Below are 19,181 nucleotides of genomic sequence, written 5' to 3'. Positions count from 1 at the left end.
GTGGAGGACGTCACCGTGACCGACGGCGTGCGCACCGTCCCCGCACTCGCGGAGGACGCGCGCCGTCCGGTCCGGCGCACGCCGCCGCTCGTGGCCCGGCTGCGGCCGTGGCTGCTGCTCGCCGCGCCGCTGGCCGTGATCGCGGCGCTGCTGCTCTACCCGATCGTGCGCGTCACCTATCTGTCGTTCCAGCGCTACGGCCTGAAGGAGATCATCTCCGGCCACCCGACGTACATCGGTGTGGACAACTACCGCGAGGCGCTGGCGGGCTCGTATCTGTGGCACACCGTGCTGCCGAACACCGTGCTCTTCGCGCTGGTCGCCGTCGCGGGCACCATCGTCTTCGGGACGCTGGTGGCGCTGCTGCTCCAGACCCTGGGTCCCAAGTCGCGTGCCGCCGTCATCGCCTCCGCGCTCATCGCGTGGGCGCTGCCTGCGGTCACCGGCACCTATGTCTGGGTGTGGATCTTCGACCCGGACTCGGGCCTGGCCCGGCGGGCCTTCCAGAGTGTCGGGCTGCTCGGTCCCGACGGGTACAACTGGTTCACCGACCGGCTGTCGTTCTACTCGATCGCCGAGCTGAACGTGATCCACCACAGCTACCCGTTCGTCGCCATCACCGTCTTCGCCGGGCTGACCACGGTGCCGCAGGAACTGCACGAGGCGGCCCGGCTGGACGGCGCGAGCGCCTGGCAGCGGTTCTGGCACGTCACGGTGCCGGTGATGCGGCCGGTGTTCGCCGTGGTCACCGTGCTCTCGACGATCTGGGACTTCAAGGTCTTCACCCAGATCTACCTGATGCCGGGCGGCGCGGGTTCCAACCCGGACGTGCTCAACCTCGGTGTGTGGTCCTACATGAAGGCGATCAACCAGAACCAGTACGGCCTGGGCGCGGCCATCGCCGTCCTGCTCACCGTCGTACTGCTGGCGATCACCGCGGTGTACCTGCGGGTGCTGTTCAAAGAGGATGAGATCCGATGACTGCCAGATCCTCCAACTGGGTCAGGACCGGCAAGTTCGCGGCCACGGCGCTGGTCCTGCTGTTCACGCTGTTCCCGGTGTACTTCATGCTCTCCACGGCCCTGAACGGGCGGGCGAGTTCGGGCACGGACAGCCTGTTCCCCACGCACTTCACGATGGGGCACTTCTCGAAGGTGATGTCCTCGGGGGCCTCGGGCGGCTTCGGCCGCTACATGGTCAACTCGGCGATCGTCACCGTGATCGTGGTGGTCGCCTCGGGTGTGCTCGCGCTGCTCGGCGCGGTCGCCATGGCGCGCTTCCGGTTCCGGCTGCGCACCACCGTGCTGGTGCTGATCCTCGTGGTGCAGATGCTGCCCGCCGAGGCGCTGGTCATCCCGCTGTTCCTTCAGATGAAGGACTTGCGGATGCTCAACTCGCTGCTGGGCCTGGCGGTTGTCTACACGGCCTTCGCGTTGCCGTTCGCGATCTGGAATCTGCGGGGCTTCGTGGCCGCGGTGCCGGTCGAGTTGGAGGAGGCCGCCTACCTGGACGGCTGCTCCTGGTGGCGGATGTTCCGCTCGATCCTGCTGCCGCTGGTCGTGCCGGGACTCATCGCCACCAGCGCGTTCTCCTTCGTCCTGGCCTGGGAGGAGTTCACCTTCGCGCTGACCTTCCTGTCCGACCAGAACAGGATGACCGTCGGCGTCGGCCTCGCGGAGTTCCTCGGCCAGAACACCAACGACTGGGGCGGCCTGATGGCGGCCTCCACGCTGGTGACGATTCCGGTCGTGATCGTCTTCGTGCTGGCCCAACGACGGCTGACCATGGGCCTGGTGGCCGGCGCCGTGAAGTGAGGACTCCATGTCATCTGTGAACACCGGGACCTCCGGGAGCACCACGAGCACGGCGCCCCCCGTGGACGAGCGGACCCGGCGGCTGGTCCACGCCGTCCTCATGCCGGGCTTCACCGGTACGTCGGCGCCGCCGTGGCTGCTCGACACCCTGCGCGACGGCCTGGGCTCCGTCTGCTACTTCGGGCACAATCTGGAGTCGCCCGAGCAGACCGCGGCGCTGTCGGAGCGGATCCACGCGGCCGGGCGGGCGGTCATCGCGATGGACGAGGAGGGCGGCGGTGTCACCCGGCTGCATGTGCGCGGCGGCTCTCCGCACGTCGGAGCGGCGGTGCTCGGCCGCGCCGACGACCTCGCGCTGACCGCGGCGGTCGCGCGCGGGATCGCCCGTGACGTACGGGCGGCGGGCATCGACCTGGCGCTCGCGCCGGTGGCGGACGTCAACTCCGACCCCGCCAACCCGGTGATCGGGGTGCGCTCCTTCGGCGCGGACCCCGGTCTGGTCGGCACGCACACGGCCGCGTTCGTGACCGCGATGCAGGCCGAGGGGGTCGCGGCCTGCGCCAAGCACTTCCCCGGCCACGGCGACACGAAGGTCGACTCGCATGTGGGCCTGCCGGTCGTGGCGGTCGATCTGGAGACGCTGCGGAGCCGGGACCTCGTGCCGTTCGCGGGCGCGGTGGCGGCAGGGGTGCGCTGCGTGATGACCTCGCACATCGTCTTCCCCGCGCTGGACAGCGCGATGGCGACGGTTAGTCCCGCCGTCGTCGCCCTGCTCCGCGACGGTCTGGGCTTCGACGGCGTGATCGTCTCCGACGCGATCAGCATGCTGGCGGTCGCCGAGACCATCGGCTTCGCCGAGAGCGCGGTACGGGCGCTGGCCGCGGGCGTCGATCTGGTGTGCCTGGGCAATCCGGGCCTGCCGCTGACCGGTGGCACGCCCACCGACGAGGAGGAGTTCCGCGCGGTGCTGGACGCGGTGACGCGGGCGGTCGCCGAGGGCCGCCTGCCGGTGGCCCGGCTCGAAGAGGCGGCGGCCCGCGTCCACGCCCTCGCGGACTGGACTCAAGGGGCCCGAGGCGGCGACGTCTCGGAAGCTTCGGTGACGTCGGACGTGACGGACGCCAACGCCGCCGCGGCGCGGCGGGCGCTGCGCGTACGCGGACAGGTCGCCGGCTCGCTGAGCGGGGCGGTGCGCGTCGTGGACGTGCGCAGGCGGCGCAATGTGGCGACCGGGCGGCTCTCCGACCTGGTCGCGGACGCCTTGCTCAACCGGCTGCCCGGCTCGACCGTCGAGGCGGTCTTCGCGCGGACGGCCACCGTCGAGGGCCGGGCCCAGCAGGGGGACCTGACACCGGGCGAGGCGCAGGACGGTACGGCCTCCCCCGGTATCCCGGCCGATGTGGTCCTGGTCGGCACGCCCGGCAGCGATCCCGCCCAGGACGCGGCGCTCGCACGGCAGTTGGCCCTCTCCCCCGGCGCTGTCGTCGTGTGCCTCGGCTGGCCGGGCACCGAGGACGTCCTGCCCGAGGCGGTCAACGCGGTCTTCACCCACGGCGAATCCCTCCCCACCGCCCGGGCGGTCGCCGCGCTGCTCACCCGCTGACGCCCGGCGGTCCTCGGCCGTGGGGCCGAGGACCGCGGGTGCTGCGGGTGGGCGCCGCGCGTCGGTGCTACGCGTTCGCCGCCGTGCGGCTGATACGGACGCGTTGGGCGATCAGGGCGAGGGCGCCGAAGACGATGACGGCCGCGCTGTAGACGACGGCGGTGCGGTGGAGGCCGACGTCGGTGGTGGCGAATCCGGCGACCACGGCGGGGATGCTGAAGGCGAGGTAGGAGATCACGAAGGCGACGGCGAAGAGTTCGCCGCGCTCGGCCGGTTCGGCGATCCGGGCGAGGGTGCCGAAGCTGGCCAGACCGGCGGCGCCGAAGCCGACACCGGCGACGGCGGTGCCGAGGGCGGCCGTGGTGACCGACTCGGCCTGCACTCCGGCCAGGCCGACGGCGGTGCCGGTGACCAGCAGGGCGGCGCCGAGCGCGAGGGTGCGTTCGGTGGGCCAGCCGCGCAGGGCGAAGGCGGTGATCGAGGCCGGTCCGCACAGCAGGGTGACGACGAGTCCGCCGATGACGTGGCTGGACAGGCCGAACAGTCCCACCGCGACCGAGGGGCCGAGCGCGAGGTACAGACCGCCCAGCGCCCAGCTCGCGACGAGGATCGGCACGAGTCCGACGAGGTCGGCGCGGAGCCGGGGGGCGACGCCGAGGCGCGGTTGCAGCGAGCGCGCCGCGCCGGGCCGCCGCTGCGAGGTCTCGGGCAGCAGGGAGACGAGCAGGCCCGCGAGCACCAGACCGGCGAGCAGGAGTACGTAGACCAGGCGGGTCGGGTGCGGGCCGTACTGCACGAGGAAGCCGCAGCCGAGCGCGCCCACTCCGAGGCCGAAGGTGGGGGCGGCGCCGCTGATGACTCCGGCGCGGTGCGGTGCGTGCGGCGGGTTGAGGTCGACCAGGGTCGCGCCGAGTGTCGTCATGGCCGCGCCGGTGGCGATGCCCTGGACGAAGCGGGCCACCAGCAGCACGGAGACGTCTCCCGCGACGATGAACAGCAGCATCGCGACGGCTTCGAGCGCGATGGCCGAGACGAGGACGGGGCGGCGGCCGATGTGGTCCGACAGCGCCCCGAGCACCAGCAGCGCGCCGATCATGCCGACGACGTACACCGCGAAGACGGTGGTCAGCATGGACGCGGAGAAGTTCCATTCGTGCTGGTAGACGACGTAGAGCGGGGACGGCGCGCTCGACGCCGCCATGAACAGGATGAAGATCGCGGCGATGGCGGCGAAGGCGACGGGACGGCTCAGGCCGCGCCGCCGGGAGCCGTTCCCCGCGCCCGGTATCGCCACGGGCTCGGCGCCCCGGGACGTGACACCCGGGGACGCGGGGCTCTTCTCTTGGGGCGTCAGCGCGCCGGTCATACGACTCTCCGATTGCAGTGATCGTTGCGTTAGCGACGTTCATGCTAACGCAGCGATTGGTGCGATAATTTCCGCATGACCGAAGCAGTCCAGACCCGTCCCGGTGGCCGTTCCGCACGCGTACGGGCCGCAGTGCACCGAGCCGTCGAGGAATCGCTCGCCACGGAACCGGGCGACGCGCTCACCATTCCCGCCGTCGCCGCGCGCGCCGGGGTGCACCCCACCACCGTCTACCGGCGCTGGGGTTCGGTGGCGCAGCTCCTGGCCGACGTCGCGACCAGCAGGTTCAGCGGCGACATCGTCGTACCCGACTCCGGCTCGCTGGCCGGTGACCTGGAGCGGTGGATGGGCGACGTCGCCACCGACCTCGCCGACCCCGACGTGCTGGCGCTGATGCGCGCGACGATCGGCTCGGGCCCGGAGGGCGGCTGCGCGTGCACGGCCGACCGGCACGACCAGCTCCGCGCGATCATCGAGCGCGAGCAGGCGCGCGGCGGCAAGGTCCCGTCCTTGGAGCGCGCGGTCGACACGCTGCTCGGCCCGCTGTACTACCGCGCGATCTTCAGCGCCCGGCCCGCTTCCAGCGCATGGGCGCGCGGCCTGGTCGCCACGCTGCTGGCGACCACGTAACCGCCGGGGCCGGAGGTCACGTCACCGCGATCGGGGAGCCTCCGGCGGCCAGGGTGATGTCGAGGGTCGCGGGATTCAGGACGTGGTCGCGGACGAGATAGCCCGCGCCCGCGATCCCGGCGCGGGACTTGTAGCGGGTGGGCACGATGCGCAACTGCCGGGTGGCCAGCGGGAGTGAGCGCTGGTAGATCACCTCGCGCACGCCTGCCAGCAGGTGGTCGCCGGTGGTGCCGAGCATGCCGCCGAGGACGATGACGTCGGGGTTGAGCAGGCTGGTGGCGTAGGCGACCATCTCGCCGAGGACGCGGCCCGCGGCCCGCAGGCTGGCGACGGCCTCGGTGTCGCCGCGCTTGACCTGGGTGACGACATAGCGCGCGTCGTGGCTGTCGCTGTGCTGGCGGCTGCGCAGGTCGCGGGCCAGGGCCCAGCCGCCGATCAGGGCCTCCAGGCAGCCGAGGTTCCCGCAGCGGCACTGGGGGTCGCCGAAGCCGCCGATGTGCGCGTGGCCGATGTCGCCCGCCGCGCCCTGGGCGCCGCGGTTGATCTGGCCGCCGATCACCATGCCGCTGCCGACCCCCGTACCGGCCTTGATGTAGAGCAGGTGCGGCTCGTCGCGCCAGAACCGCCGGTGCTCGGCCAGGGTGAGCAGATTGACGTCGTTGTCGATCAGGATCGGGACCTGCCAGGTCCTGCGCAGGTGGCCGCGGATGTCGTAGCCGTCCCAGCCGGACATGATCGACCAGCCGAGCACCTTGCCCGCGTCGTAGTCCACGGGCGCGGGCAGGCCGAGGCCGATGCCCGCCACCGGTATGTCGCCCAGTCCGGCCTGGACGATCATGTCGCGCACGGTCTCGGTGATCTTGTCGAGCAGGACGTCGGGGCCCTCACCGAGGGCGAGTCGTTCGACCCGGTCGACCAGGATGTTGGTGTTGAGGTCGGTGACCGCGATACGGGTCCGCTCCTCGCCGATGTCCACGCCGATCATCAGCATCGCCGCGTGGTTGAGCTGGAGCGTCTTGGACGGCCGGCCGCGCGAGGGCACGTTCTCCGCGCCCTCGCGGATCAGGTCGGCGGCGAACAGCGCGTCGAGCCGCTGGCCGACCGTGGACCGGGACAGGCCCGTGACCTGGGTGAGGGCGGACCGCGTGCGGGCCTGGCCCGTGGTGATGAGTTCCAGGATTCTTCCAGGCCCCTCGTCGGCCCGCCACGGTGACGGGCCGCCTGTCGTCGTACTGGTCGTCGCAGTCATCTCACTCCCGGTCTCGGACGTCGGCCAGAGCTTAGTGAAGCACGTTCTTTTGTCGGTGGAAAGACAAAAGATAAATATTTCTGCTTGACAGTCAGTGAAACATTGCGAAATATCTCTGTCATCGCCCCGTGCTCTGCCGACTGGCCGAGTTAACGGCCCCGCATCCAGGAGGAACCCCATGAAGATCACCCGATGGGCCAGCAGACCGGCACAGCTCGGAGTCATGGCCCTGGCCGGAACCTGTGCCCTCGCCGTCGCGGGGTGCAGTTCGAGCAGCGGCAGCACCACCGGCAGTTCCGGCGGAGCGGTCACGATCGGCATCGTCGAGCTGAACCTGAGCAACCCGTTCTTCGGCACCCTGGAGAAGGCGACCGAGGCCGCCGCCAAGGCCAAGGGCTGGAAGGTCATGAAGGCCGAGGCCAAGGTGCCCGGTGACTCCGCCACCCAGGTGACCGCCATCGAGAACATGATCGCCAACAAGGTCAAGGCCATCGTGCTCACCCCGGCCAACGCGACCGCGCTCAACGGCGTGGTGAAGCAGGCGAGGGACAAGGGCATCCTCGTGATGACCGTCAACTCGCCGCTGTCGCCGGAGAGCGCCGCCGACGCCACCTACGCGACCGACAACGTCGCCGCGGGAAAGCTCATCGGCCAGTGGGCCAAGGCGTCCTCGCCGCAGGACCCGCACATCGCGATGCTCGACTTCGACCTGTCCGACGGTCCGGCCAAGGGACGCCACGACGGCTTCCTCGAGGGCTACGGCATCACCGCCAAGTCGCCGCAGGTGGCGGGCACCGCGCTCACCCAGGGCACGATCGACACCGGGCAGTCCGCGATGGAGAACCTGCTGTCGGCCCACCCCGACATCAACGTCGTCTACACGATCAACGAGCCGACCGCGCACGGCGCTTACACCGCCATCAAGAACAAGGGCCTCGCGGGCAAGACCACGCTGGTCTCGGTCGACGGCGCGTGCTCCGGCGTCCAGGACGTGAAGAACGGCGTCATCGGCGCCACCGCCATGCAGTTCCCCAGCAAGATGGGTGAGATGGCCGTCGAGGCCGCCGCCGCCTACATCAAGGACGGCACCAAGCCGAAGGCCGGCGTCACCGACTCGGGCACCGTCCTGATCACCGACAAGCCGGTCAAGGGCATCGCCTCCGAGACCTCCGCCTGGGGCCTCGACCACTGCTGGGGTCCGAAGTGACCGGAACGACGACGCATGACGCGGACGCGGAGGCGCTGGAGACGGGGATCTCGCGCGGCAGCCTGCTCCGCGCCTTCGCCGGCAACCAGATCGCCGGACCGCTCGCCGCCCTGATCGTCGCGGTGATCGTCTTCACGCTGTCGACCAGCACGTTCTTCAACTCGGAGAATCTGTCGCTGATCGCCCAGCAGTCCGTCGTGGTCGGCACCCTCGCCCTCGGACAGACCCTGATCATCCTGACGTCGGGCATCGACCTGGCCAACGGCGCGATCATGGTGCTCGGTTCTGTCGTGATCGGCAAGATCGCCGTCCACAACAACCCGGCCCTGGCGCTGCTGGTCGGCCTGGTGGTGTGCGTGGCGGTCGGCTCGGTCAACGGCGCGCTGGTCTCGCTGCTGAGACTGCCACCGTTCATCGTCACCCTCGGCGTGATGTCCGTGGTGGCCGCGGCGGCCCGGCTCTACACCTCGTCGCAGACGTACCCGATCAACTCCAGCCTGCTGACCTGCCTCAACAACGGTGTGACGGTCGGCGGGGTGACGATCACCTACGGCGTGATGCTCTGGATCGGCCTCACCGCCGTCCTGGCCTACGCCCTCGGACAGACCTCCTGGGGCACGCGGGTCTACGCCCTCGGTGACAACCACAAGGCCGCCGAACTCGCCGGGATCAAGGTCAAGCGCCTGCTCCTCGGGGTGTACATGGTCGCCGCGGTCGTCTACGTCTTCGCCGCCTGGCAGGCGCTCGGCCGTACCCCGACCGCCGACCCGAGCGGTTACTCGACCGCCAACCTCGACAGCATCACCGCGGTCGTCATCGGCGGCACCAGCCTGTTCGGCGGTCGCGGCGGCGTCATCGGAACGTTCATCGGCGCGCTGATCGTGACCGTGCTGCAGAACGGCCTCACCCAGGCCGGTATCGACTCGCTCTACCAGCAGGTCGCCACCGGTGTCCTGGTGGTCGTCGCGGTCGGCGTCGACCAACTCGTACGAAGGAGGCAGTCGCGATGACGCACTCCGCATCCCTGCCCGACGGGTCCGCTCCCGGCAGGTACACCCCCACCGGGTCCCAGCCCGCCGAGTCCGGGTCCCAGCCGAAGGTGCTGGAGGGCCGCGGCCTCACCAAGCACTACGGCCACGTCGTGGCCATGGACAACACCGACTTCGACCTGCGGCCCGGCGAGATCCTGGCCGTCATCGGGGACAACGGCGCGGGCAAGTCGACGCTGATCAAATCGCTGACCGGCGCGGTCGTCCCCGGCTCCGGCACCCTGCGTCTGAACGGCGAGGAAGTGCAGTTCCGCAGCCCGCTCGACGCGCGCAGGGCGGGCATCGAGACGGTGTACCAGGAGCTGGGCGTGGCCCCGGCCCTGGACATCTCGCAGAATCTCTACCTCGGCCGGGAGCAGCGCCGTCGCGGCGTACTCGGCACGGTCTTCCGGCAGTTGGACAAGGGCGCCATGCGCCGCGGCTCGGCCCAGCAGATGGCGGACCTGGGCATCCGCGTCCAGTCCATCCGGCAGAAGGTCGAGACGCTCTCCGGCGGGCAGCGGCAGGCCGTCGCGGTGGCGCGCGTCGCCGCGTGGGCGACCCGCGTCGTGGTGATGGACGAACCGACCGCCGCGCTCGGCGTGCGCGAGACGAACCAGGTCCTCGACCTGATCCTGCGCGTCCGCGACAACGGCCTGCCGGTGGTGCTCATCAGCCACAACATGCCGAACGTCTTCGAGGTCGCGGACCGGATCCACATCCACCGGCTGGGGCGGCGTATCGCCCTGGTCGACAAGAACGACACCAGCATGGAAGAAGCCGTCGCCGTCATGACCGGCGCCAAGGCGCCGGACACCCTCGTGGGCGTGGAAGCACCCGCCGGGGACTCCGCCCCGCAGGGCGCGCACGCGGCACCGACGGATCTCTCGAAAGGCGAAAATTGAACCCCCCAGGACCGGCCGCCGACCCCCAGCACAATCCCGGGGCCGACGGCGCGGACTACGACGCCCTCATCGACTCGGCCCGGGCGCTGATCACTTCCGGGCAGCGCCGGATCCTCGGTATCACGGGCGCGCCCGGCTCCGGGAAGTCCACTCTCGCCGAAGCCCTGGTGAACGCGCTCGGTGACCAGGCGGTGCTCGTCAGCCTCGACGGCTTCCACCTGGCCAACGCCGAACTGCACCGGCTCGGCCGCCACGCCTCCAAGGGGGCCGCCGACACCTTCGACGCGGCCGGTTACATCAACCTCCTGCGCCGGCTGCGCGCCCGCGACGAAGAGGTCGTCTACGCCTCGTTCTTCGACCGCGCCATCGAGGAGTCCATAGCCTGCGCGGTGCCCGTCCCCCGTGACGTCCCGCTGGTCGTCACCGAGGGCAACTACCTGCTGGTCGACGGGCCCCGGTGGGGAGCCGTACAGCCGCTGCTCGACGCGTGCTGGTACGTCGACCCCGACGAGGACGTGCGCATGGAACGGCTGATCGCCCGGCACATGCGGTACGGCCGGTCGGCGGCGGAGGCGTACGAGCGGTCGCACGGCTCCGACCAGCGCAACGCAGAACTCATTCACGCAACCCGCACCCGCGCGGACCGGATCGTCCGGGTGCCCGACGCGCAGTCAGCGCCGACGTCAACCGAGGAGCAATCGGCATGAGTGTCCTGGACCAGTTCCGGCTGAACGGCAAGGTCGCCGTCGTCACCGGCGGAAACCGCGGTATCGGCAAGGCCATCGCCACCGCGCTGGCGGAAGCGGGCGCGTCCGTCGCCATCGCGGGCCGGGACGAGGCGCGCAACGCCGAGGCCGTCGCCGAACTCACCGCGCTGGGCGCCACCGCGATCTCGACGAGGACCGACGTCACCAGCCGCGCGGACATCGTGGCCATGAACGAGCGGGTCACCGCGGAGCTCGGCCCGGTCGACGTCCTGATCAACAACGCGGGCATCGGCATCCACGGCGAGTCCCTGACCATCGACGACGACAGTTGGGACCGTGTGATGGCCACCAACCTCGACGCGGTCTGGAAGGTCAGCCAGGTCGTCGGCGAGTCGATGGTCGAGCGCGGCACCGGATCGATCGTCAACGTCGGCTCCATGTCCGGCATGATCATCAACCGCCCGCAGTGGCACGCCCCTTACGCCGTGTCCAAGGCCGGGGTGCACCACCTGACCAAGTCCCTGGCCGCCGAGTGGGCGCCGAGGTCGGTACGGGTCAACGCGATCGCGCCCGGTTACACGAAGACCGAGATCTCGGACATCGACCTGCCCGAGTACAAGCACTACTGGATCGACGAAGTGCCCATGCAGCGGTACGCGCAGGCGTCGGAGATCGCCCCGGCCGCGCTCTACCTGGCCAGCCCCGCCTCGTCCTTCGTCACCGGCGAGATCCTCGTCATCGACGGCGGCTACACCCTCTGGTGAGCCGGCGGGCCCCGCCCCGCCCGCACCCCCTTTTCGTGTCGAAGGAGCGCTCGTGACGAGCACGTACGTTCAGCATGCCCACATACCCTGGACCGAGGACGACCAGCGGGCCGTGACCACCGCCCGCGTCCTGGCCATGGACGCCGTGCAGGAGGCGGGCCACGGTCACCCCGGCACCGCCGTCAGCCTGGCGCCCGCCGCCCATCTGATATTCCGGCGCTTCCTGCGCCACGACCCCGCCGACCCCCGGTGGCGCGGGCGGGACCGGTTCGTCCTGTCCTGCGGTCACTCCAGCCTCACGCTGTACATCCAGCTCTACCTCGCCGGATATCCGCTCACGCTGGACGACCTGCGCGCCTACCGGAAGCGCGGCAGCCTCACCCCTGCGCACCCCGAGTGGGGGCACACGCCGGGTGTGGAGACCACGACCGGGCCGCTCGGCCAGGGCATCGCTACCGCGGTCGGCATGGCGATGGGCGCCCGCCGCGAGCGCGGCCTGCTCGACCCCGACGCGCCCGAGGGGACAAGCCCCTTCGACCACCGGGTGTTCGTCCTGTGCTCCGACGGCGACATCCAGGAGGGCATCAGCGCCGAGGCCGGTTCCTTCGCGGGGCACCAGCGCCTGGGCAACCTCGTCGTCGTCTACGACGACAACCGGATCTCCATCGAGGGCAGCACGGACCTGGCCACGAGCGAGGACGTCGGCGCCCGCTACGAGGCGTACGGATGGCACGTGCAGCGGGTCGGCCTCGCGGCCGACGGCGACATCGACGTGTCCGCACTGTCGCGGGCGCTGGAGGAAGCCGCCGCCGAGACGACGCGGCCGTCGATCGTCTTGATGCGCAGCATCATCTCCTGGCCGGTGCCCGGCGCGCAGAACACCGCGAAGTCGCACGGCTCCGCTCTCGGGGCCGACGCGGTCCGCGCGGCGAAGTCCGTCCTCGGCGTGAACCCGGACACCGCCTTCGACGTATCGGCCGATCTCCACGACCGGCTGACGTCGGCGGCGCGCGCGGCGGGATCGGCGGCCCACCGGGAGTGGGACGCGGCGTTCGACGCGTGGGCGCGCGGAAATCCGGACGGGCGGGCGCTGCTCGACCGGCTGACGGCCAAGGGGCTCCCCGCCGCCTTCGAGGACGCGCGTCCGGTCTTCGCGGCGGACACGCAGGTGGCCACGCGGAAGGCGTTCGGGCGGGCGTTGAACGCGGCGGCGGCGGAACTGCCCGAGCTGTGGGGCGGCTCGTCCGACCTCGGCGACTCCAACAACACGACGGTGGAGGGCAGTTCGTCCTTCCTTCCGGCGTCGAGCGCGCAGCCCGGCGCCGACCCGGCGGGACGCACCGTCCACTGGGGAATCCGCGAGCACTTCATGGCCGCCGCGATGAACGGCATCGCGCTGTCGGGCCTCAGCCGTCCCTACGGCGGCACCTTCCTCGTCTTCAGCGACTACATGCGCCCGGCGGTACGGCTCGCCGCGCTGATGAAGCTGCCGACGCTCTACGTGTGGACGCACGACTCCATCGGCCTCGGCGAGGACGGCCCGACCCACCAGCCGGTCGAGCACCTGGCGTCCCTGCGCGCGATACCGGGCCTGGACATCGTGCGGCCCGGTGACGCCAACGAGACGGCCGTCGCCCTGTGGAAGGTGCTCGGCGCGGCCGGGTCCGCCGGGCCGACCGGTTTCAGCCTCAGCCGTCAGGACCTGCCGGTCTTCCCCGACGGCACGGACGGGTTCGGCTCGGCCGCCGAGGCGGTCAGGGGCGGTTACGTACGGTACGAGGCGCCCGTCGCGGACCCGTCGGCCGGTCCGGCCGACCCGGACGTCGTGGTCATCGCCACCGGGTCCGAGGTGCAGCTCGCCGTCGCCGCGGCGCGGGCGCTGGCCGCGGACGGGATACGGGCGCGCGTCGTGTCGATGCCGTGCCGTGAGTGGTTCGACGCGCAGGACGCGGCGTACCGCGACAGCGTCATCCCGCCGGGCGTACGCCGCCGGATCGCGGTCGAGGCGGGCGTCGGTCAGGGCTGGTACGACCTGATCGGCCTCGACGGCCGGTCGATCGGCGTCCAGGAGTTCGGCGCGTCGGCGTCGGCCGCCGAACTCTACGAGCACTTCGGGCTGACGGCGGACGCGGTCGCGTCGGCGGCGCGGGAGCTGATGGGCAGGTAGTGAGGCCGCAGCGGGGCCGCCGGTCGGAGCGCGGGGTTCGGGCGTACGCGCAGGTGTGGGGCGCAGGCGTCGCAGGCGTCAGGCGTACGCGTCGTCCTCCGGCCGTCAGTAGTCAGTAGTCAGCCGTCAGCCGTCGAAGGAGGCGGCCAGGCGGTTGCTCTGCGAGACCGGGAGTTCACGCTCGATCAGCGGGATGAAGTCGCGCTGTTCGTGGCCGAGGAACTGGTCGATGTCGGCCAGCACACCGTTGACGGTCTGGGCGCGCGTTCCGGCCGGACCCGGCGACGCGATGGAGCCGTCGAGGAGGGCGAGGAGGTACGCGCCCTCCTCGCGGTCGCGCCTGACCGCCTCGGCGACCGGCGGGTGTGACTCCAGCGCGCGCCCCGCCGTGGCGTCCTTGGCGGCGCAGTGCCGACGGAAGGCGTCGGCCACCGGCCGCAGATCGGCCGGGGCGGTCGTCTCCCTGTTGAACAGCGCCTGGATCATGTCGTGCACCGCCGTGCCCGACTCCAGCAGCCGGACGGACACGCCGTGGAAGCGGGCCCGGTCGGCGGTGGCGGCCTCGGTCTCCGCGTCCCGGACCGACTGGTCGAACTCCTCGGAGTGGTTCTGGATGTTGTGCGGCCCCTTGGGCCGGTCCCCCATGCCATGGCCCGCGGTGCCGCCGTCCGTCGCCGGGTCCCACACGGTCGCGCCCTGCCGTCGCGTTGCCTCGTTCATGTCCGGACCTCCTCCACCGAGGGCGAGCCGCGGCGCGTGAGCCGCGACACGCGGGCGAACACCCCGATTGTCCCCCTCTCCCCCATTCTCCGCCCCTCCACCGCCTCTCCACCCGGCCGTGTCCCCGGCCACCGGCGGCGGAGGGGCGGCTGTCGTACGAACGTGACGAGATGGACTCGCACAAATATTCGAACACGTGCCAGGATTGCCCCCATGAAGCAGCACGACTTCCCCGCTGATCTCATCGAGGCGCAGCGCGACTGGTACATCACCTACCGCCTGCTCGCCGACGCTCCCGCCGGTACACAGACCACCGTGCTCCGGCGCCGCCTGCAAAGGCTCTCCGTCCGGATCTCCACCCATCCCTACTGGGCGTCGCTGCCCGGAACGGCTCCGGCCGCCCGGATGGAGCTCAAGCAACTGACCTGGGCCGCCTCCGAGCAGTCCCCCCGGCCGGCCGTGTGACCTCGGACCCCGGGCCGGGCGCGACCGCCCCCCTGACCGTCCCGGCTCGCCGCCCCCGGGCTTGTCCCGCCGCCGGGGCATAACGCAGACAGATCTGTCCGAAAGGTGACGGCCATGGCGACTTCCCGGACCACCACGAAGCCGTCGGCGCGTGAGCGACTGCTCGCCGCCGCGGACGAGCTGTTCTACGCCGAGGGCGTGCGGAGCGTCGGCATCGACCGGGTCATCGAGCACGCGGGCGTGGCCAAGGCGTCGCTGTACAACACCTTCGGCGGCAAGGAACAGCTCATCCGGGCCTACCTCGACAGCCGCCACGCGGGCATCACCCAGCGGATCACCGACGCGGTCGACAGCCGCGACACTCCGCGCGAGCGGCTGCTGGCGGTCTTCGAGGCGCAGGGCGCGCTCTTCGGGGAACCGGACTTCCACGGCTGCGCCTTCGTCCGGGCCGGCGCGGAGGCCGGTCCCGGCAGTCTCGTGGAGGAGGCCGCGGACAACTACCGTGCCTGGCTACGGGAGTTGTTCACCCGCCTCGCCGGTGAGGCGGGCGCCGCCGACCCGCGGTCGCTGGGCCGCCAGCTCCATCTGCTCTACGACGGCGCCGGGATCTCCGCCCGGATGGACCGCGACCCATCGGCGGCCGTCGCCGCCCGGGCCGCCGCCTCGGCGCTGATCGCGGCGGGGACCGGTGACGTCGGCCGGACCGGGCCCGCCGTGACGGTGGCGGGTGCGCTCGGCTGACGCCCTCCGTACGATCGGCCCCGCTGCGGACAGGCGTACGGGATCGGTCAGGCCCTAGGAATCCCGGTCGTCCGGTCCGGCGCCGGAGCGCTCGCGCAGGATGCTCTCGACGGCCGCCGGATCGTCCGGGGTGATGAAGGGCCGGACGAATTTCCCGGTGTCCAGGACGAGACCTTCCGTCTTGGACAGCCGCCGCGGATCGAGGCTCGCCCAGTAACGGGGGTTCGCGGTGCCCCAGATGCGGCCCTGCCCGCTGAACACGCCCATCTTCACGCGGGTGACCGTGCGGATCGACGCGTACGGAATCGTCTTGGTGCCCCAGGGGAAGTAGTAGCCGCGGATCCGGAGCGCGTCAGGTGTGCACTCGATCCAGCCGTCCTGGTAGCTCGTGCTCATGTCCCCGCCCTCTCTCGTCATTCCTCCGCCTCCCCACGGAACGGATGATCAATCCCGTCGCGGTCCGCGCGCGGTACGGCTTCCGATGCCGGTGCCGGTGCCCATGCCGGTGCCGGTTCCGATGCCGGTGCCGATGCCGGTCAGCGGGACGCGATGGCGACGAGTTCGGTCAGGGAGTTGATCCGCCAGTCCGCGGCGGCGGCCACGTCGGGGTCGTCGGCCCACAGGTGGCCCCAGGGCCCGCGGCGCAGGTGGGCGACGCGCAGTCCCGCGCGCTTCGCGGGGAAGACGTCGTTGCCGGGGTGGTCGCCGACGTAGAGGATCTCTTCGGGTTCGGCCCCCGCGACCTCGACGACCTTCGCGTAGAAGCCGGGGCTCGGTTTGGCGACGGCCCATTCCGCGGAGGTGGCGACCAGGTCGAGCGGCAGGTCGAGGCCGCGCAGCAGCTCCCCGACCCGGGCGGTCTGGTTGCCGGCGGCGAGCACCTTGATTCCGGCCTCCCGCAGCCGGGCCAGCGCGGGGCGGACGTCCGGGTACAGATCCGTCTCGTCCAGGTGCTCGCCCCGCCCGGCCGCCTCCCTGGCGGCGTAGGCGGCGGGGATGTCGAGGCCGGGGGTGATCAGCCGTAGCGCGTCGCCGTCGTCGCGCCCTTCGGCGACGACCGCTCCCACCAGGGCCGAGACGGTGTGTGACGGGACGCCGAGCCAGTCGGCCCAGCCCGCCCAGTGCCGCGCGTCGGAAATCAGGGTCTCGCCGATGTCGAACACGATCGTGGTAGTCATCGTCGTCACCCTAGGGCAGCCGCCGCGCCGCCCGGCGCGCCACGACCGGTCCTTCACTCCGTCGTGGCGGCCGTCGGCTCACCGGTGGACGCGCGGGGCGGGCGGACGGCGGCCCGTCTCACCTCACACGCGTGCGCTCTTCCCCCGCGGGCGGGGACGGGTGCGGCAGGAGCTGGTCGGCGCGCAGCAGTTGGCCGGGGGTGTGGAGCTGGGCGCGGAGCGCGAAGGTGGCGGGCGCGTCGAGCGGGGCGATGACGGTACGGCCGCCGGGCGCGCGGACGGCGAGCAGCTCCGCCGGGTCGATCTCGTCGGTGTCGAGGAGGTCGGGACTGTGGCTGGTCGCGATGACCTGGCGGCGGTCGCTGGCGTCCCGCAGCGCGGCCAGCAGCGCGCCGGTCGCCGTGGGGTGCAGGGCGGTCTCGGGCTCCTCGACGGCCACCGTGCTGTAGGCGCCGCCCGCGGGGGTGAACAGCGAGGTGAGGACGCCGAGTGCGCGCAGGGTGCCGTCGGAGACGGAGGGCGCGCCGAACCGCCAGGGCGCCTTGGCGCCGGGCACGTCCTGGGTGAACTCCAGGATCTCGCGGCCCCCGCGCGTGCGCCGGGTCACGCCGTGGATGCCCGGCACGATCTGCCGCAGATAGCTCTCGATCCGCGCCTTGTCCTCCCGGCCGCGCGCGCTCCGGCCCAGCCGGTGCACTACCGCGGCGATGTCGGAGCCGTCGCGCTGGAGGAGTTGACCGGATCCGGGCGTCCGCGGCTCGCGCATGGCCTCCGGGTTGAGGGTGAACACGCCGATGTCGGCGAGGCCGTCGTGGACGTACTTGAAGGGCTTGCGGGTGGCGAGGTCGGCGAGCAGCAGGCGGTGACGGTCGGCCGCGGGCATACCGGACTCGGTGCTGGAGGTCAGCACCCCGTCGTCCACCCGGTAGGCGGCCTCGGCCGGTGCGGTGCCCGCGCCGTCGCGGGCGGCGGCGGCGGCCCGTACGGTGCAGTGCTCGCGCACGATACGGAAGCCGCCGCCGCGTTCGGCCGCGACCTGGATTCCGTAGCCGCCGTCGCCGTGCGGGCCGCGGAAGTCGAGGTCGACGCTGAAGCGGGTCGGGTGTCCCGCCGACCTGCGGCGGACCTGCGCGACGCCGCCGCGCCGGTCGAGTGCTTCGTCGAGGGAGGTCCGCAGTCCCTCGGAGACCAGGCGCAGGGCGTCGAGGAAGTTGCTCTTCCCCGAGCCGTTGGGCCCGATCAGGAAGACGAGCGGGCCGAGCGCCACGTCGGCTTCCGGGATGCTGCGGTACTGCCGCAGCCGGACACGGGTCAGCGAGAAGGAGGTGTCCTGCATGCGGCCAGTCTGTCAGCCGCGCCGCCGGGTTCCGCGCCGACCGGGCGGGTCGCGCGGTGGCGTGGCGCGGCGGAGGCGCGATCCGGCCATGAAGCGGCGCGTTCCGGGCAGGAGCGGGCCAGGGCCGGACGGGCCCGGGAGCCGCGCGGGCGTGGGTGGTACGGCCGCGGACGTTCACCGAAGGGATCACCGCGTGATCGTGGATTGCGCCATCTACCGGGACGGTCGTCGCGAGAAGACGCCAGACGACCTGTCCGACGCGCTCGCCGAGGCCCGCGCGTCGGGGAACTGCTTCGTCTGGATCGGCATGCACGAGCCGACGACGAGCGAGTTCGACCGGGTCGCCACCGAGTTCGACCTGCATCCGCTGGCCGTCGAGGACGCGCTCAAGGCCCGTCAGCGGCCGAAGATGGAAGCGTACGACGGGGCGCTGTTCACGGTCGTGCGGCCGTTGCGCTACGACGACGAGAAGAGCCGCGTCACGGCCGACGAGCTGATGATCTTCATCGGCGACTCCTTCGTGGTGACGGTGCGGCACGGGCACGCGAAGACGGCCGCCGACGCCCGTTCCCGTTTGGAGAAGTCCCCCGAGGTGCTGCGGCACGGTCCGGTGGCCGTGCTCTACGCGATCTGCGACGCGGTCGTGGACGACTATCTGGACATCGCCGCGGAGCTGCAAGTGGATCTGGAGGAGTTGGAGGAGCAGGTCTTCTCCCCCACCGGCGGCGACTCCTCGCGGGTGGCGGGTGTCATCTACTCCTTCAAGCGCCAGGTGCTGGAATTCCGCCGGGCCATCAGTCCGCTCTCGGAGCCGATGGCCCGGCTGGCCGGCGGCAACGCGCCGTTCGTGGACGCGCGCACCAAGCCGTTCTTCCGCGATGTCGCCGACCACCTGGCGCGCGTCAACGAGGCGGAGGAAGGGCTCGACCGGCTGCTGTCCGACATCCTGGCGGCGCATCTGACGCAGGTGGGTGTGCGGCAGAACGACGACATGCGCAAGATCTCCGCGTGGGCGGCCATGGCGGCGGCCCCGACGATGATCGCCGGGATCTACGGCATGAACTTCGACCACATGCCGGAGCTGCGCCAGGTCTGGGGCTATCCGGCGGTGCTCGGCCTGATGGCGTCGGTGGTGACCTTCCTGTACTTCCTGTTCAAGCGGCGCGGCTGGCTCTGAGCCGGTGCGGGTCGGGCGGTCCCGTTCACTCCTTGATTTCGCAGATGACGGCGCCGGAGGAGACGGAGGTGCCGACTTCGGCCTTGAGGCCGATGACGGTGCCCGACCGGTGGGCGTTCAGGGG

19 protein-coding genes are annotated in these 19,181 nt (G+C 71.6%); 13 read left to right on the top strand and 6 right to left on the bottom strand.

The genetic code is table 11. The features are described from left to right. The 3 genes from ACIOC1_RS35310 to ACIOC1_RS35300 are packed head-to-tail and all read left to right on the top strand — an operon-like array spanning position 1 to position 3,417. On the top strand, positions 1-981 hold the full coding sequence (locus tag ACIOC1_RS35310) for an ABC transporter permease subunit (protein ID WP_391164280.1): 981 nt from the start codon (positions 1-3) through the stop codon (positions 979-981). Next, the gene (locus ACIOC1_RS35305; protein ID WP_355347589.1) at positions 978-1,814 is read left to right on the top strand and encodes a carbohydrate ABC transporter permease; all 837 of its coding nucleotides are present in this window, start codon (positions 978-980) and stop codon (positions 1,812-1,814) included. The genes ACIOC1_RS35310 and ACIOC1_RS35305 overlap by 4 nt, the downstream gene beginning before the upstream one ends. A gap of 7 nt (positions 1,815-1,821) precedes the next feature. Then, positions 1,822-3,417 (top strand): glycoside hydrolase family 3 N-terminal domain-containing protein, encoded by a 1,596-nt coding sequence (locus ACIOC1_RS35300; RefSeq protein WP_401858693.1) that lies wholly within the window; start codon positions 1,822-1,824, stop codon positions 3,415-3,417. A gap of 67 nt (positions 3,418-3,484) precedes the next feature. On the opposite strand, the gene ACIOC1_RS35295 is transcribed toward ACIOC1_RS35300, so the two are convergent. Continuing rightward, a complete protein-coding gene (locus ACIOC1_RS35295; protein WP_355347595.1) occupies positions 3,485-4,783 on the bottom strand; it encodes an MFS transporter in 1,299 nt (432 codons plus the stop codon). Between the two features lie 75 nt (positions 4,784-4,858). Between ACIOC1_RS35295 and ACIOC1_RS35290 the strand changes: the two genes are divergently transcribed. Beyond that, the gene (locus ACIOC1_RS35290) at positions 4,859-5,413 is read left to right on the top strand and encodes a TetR/AcrR family transcriptional regulator C-terminal ligand-binding domain-containing protein (RefSeq protein ID WP_355347598.1); all 555 of its coding nucleotides are present in this window, start codon (positions 4,859-4,861) and stop codon (positions 5,411-5,413) included. Positions 5,414-5,429: 16 nt separating this feature from the next. On the opposite strand, the gene ACIOC1_RS35285 is transcribed toward ACIOC1_RS35290, so the two are convergent. Next, positions 5,430-6,662, bottom strand: coding sequence for an ROK family protein (locus ACIOC1_RS35285; protein ID WP_355347602.1), 1,233 nt, complete (start codon positions 6,660-6,662; stop codon positions 5,430-5,432). Between the two features lie 178 nt (positions 6,663-6,840). Between ACIOC1_RS35285 and ACIOC1_RS35280 the strand changes: the two genes are divergently transcribed. The 6 genes from ACIOC1_RS35280 (at position 6,841) to tkt (ending at position 13,440) form a co-directional block, all read left to right on the top strand. Beyond that, positions 6,841-7,869 carry a substrate-binding domain-containing protein gene (locus ACIOC1_RS35280; protein WP_355347605.1) on the top strand — a complete coding sequence of 343 codons (1,029 nt, stop codon included), beginning with the start codon at positions 6,841-6,843 and terminating at the stop codon, positions 7,867-7,869. After that, positions 7,866-8,879: an ABC transporter permease gene (locus ACIOC1_RS35275; protein ID WP_355347608.1), complete on the top strand. Its 1,014-nt coding sequence runs from the start codon at positions 7,866-7,868 to the stop codon at positions 8,877-8,879. The genes ACIOC1_RS35280 and ACIOC1_RS35275 overlap by 4 nt, the downstream gene beginning before the upstream one ends. A gap of 137 nt (positions 8,880-9,016) precedes the next feature. Then, complete coding sequence (locus tag ACIOC1_RS35270) at positions 9,017-9,802, top strand: ATP-binding cassette domain-containing protein (protein ID WP_391128062.1); 786 nt, start codon at positions 9,017-9,019, stop codon at positions 9,800-9,802. After that, entirely contained in the window at positions 9,799-10,509 is a 711-nt protein-coding gene (locus ACIOC1_RS35265; protein ID WP_355347614.1) for a nucleoside/nucleotide kinase family protein, read from the top strand. Before ACIOC1_RS35270 ends, ACIOC1_RS35265 begins: the two co-directional genes overlap by 4 nt. Then, the gene (locus ACIOC1_RS35260) at positions 10,506-11,273 is read left to right on the top strand and encodes a glucose 1-dehydrogenase (RefSeq protein ID WP_355347616.1); all 768 of its coding nucleotides are present in this window, start codon (positions 10,506-10,508) and stop codon (positions 11,271-11,273) included. Before ACIOC1_RS35265 ends, ACIOC1_RS35260 begins: the two co-directional genes overlap by 4 nt. A gap of 52 nt (positions 11,274-11,325) precedes the next feature. After that, complete coding sequence (gene tkt / locus ACIOC1_RS35255) at positions 11,326-13,440, top strand: transketolase (RefSeq protein WP_391052500.1); 2,115 nt, start codon at positions 11,326-11,328, stop codon at positions 13,438-13,440. 126 nt (positions 13,441-13,566) lie between these two features. On the opposite strand, the gene ACIOC1_RS35250 is transcribed toward tkt, so the two are convergent. After that, positions 13,567-14,160, bottom strand: a complete 594-nt coding sequence (locus ACIOC1_RS35250; RefSeq protein WP_391052503.1) for a hypothetical protein — start codon at positions 14,158-14,160, stop codon at positions 13,567-13,569. 213 nt (positions 14,161-14,373) lie between these two features. Here ACIOC1_RS35250 and ACIOC1_RS35245 point away from each other — a divergent pair, with 213 nt between their 5' ends. Continuing rightward, complete coding sequence (locus ACIOC1_RS35245; RefSeq protein ID WP_355347625.1) at positions 14,374-14,625, top strand: hypothetical protein; 252 nt, start codon at positions 14,374-14,376, stop codon at positions 14,623-14,625. Positions 14,626-14,739: 114 nt separating this feature from the next. Then, the gene (locus ACIOC1_RS35240; RefSeq protein ID WP_401314529.1) at positions 14,740-15,366 is read left to right on the top strand and encodes a TetR/AcrR family transcriptional regulator; all 627 of its coding nucleotides are present in this window, start codon (positions 14,740-14,742) and stop codon (positions 15,364-15,366) included. Between the two features lie 54 nt (positions 15,367-15,420). On the opposite strand, the gene ACIOC1_RS35235 is transcribed toward ACIOC1_RS35240, so the two are convergent. The 3 genes from ACIOC1_RS35235 to ACIOC1_RS35225 form a co-directional block, all read right to left on the bottom strand. Next, positions 15,421-15,762 carry a hypothetical protein gene (locus ACIOC1_RS35235; protein WP_355347631.1) on the bottom strand — a complete coding sequence of 114 codons (342 nt, stop codon included), beginning with the start codon at positions 15,760-15,762 and terminating at the stop codon, positions 15,421-15,423. A 140-nt stretch (positions 15,763-15,902) separates the two neighbouring features. Next, entirely contained in the window at positions 15,903-16,544 is a 642-nt protein-coding gene (locus ACIOC1_RS35230; RefSeq protein WP_355347634.1) for an HAD-IIIA family hydrolase, read from the bottom strand. Between the two features lie 118 nt (positions 16,545-16,662). Then, positions 16,663-17,880: an AAA family ATPase gene (locus ACIOC1_RS35225; RefSeq protein WP_401858684.1), complete on the bottom strand. Its 1,218-nt coding sequence runs from the start codon at positions 17,878-17,880 to the stop codon at positions 16,663-16,665. Positions 17,881-18,073: 193 nt separating this feature from the next. On the opposite strand from ACIOC1_RS35225, the gene corA reads away from it, so the two are divergent. Next, positions 18,074-19,057 (top strand): magnesium/cobalt transporter CorA, encoded by a 984-nt coding sequence (gene corA, locus ACIOC1_RS35220; RefSeq protein ID WP_355347640.1) that lies wholly within the window; start codon positions 18,074-18,076, stop codon positions 19,055-19,057. Positions 19,058-19,181 lie beyond the last annotated feature (124 nt).

The organism is Streptomyces sp. NPDC088197, from assembly GCF_044741185.1.
Classification (GTDB): Bacteria; Actinomycetota; Actinomycetes; order Streptomycetales; family Streptomycetaceae; genus Actinacidiphila.
This window is presented reverse-complemented; position numbering and strand designations above follow the sequence as displayed.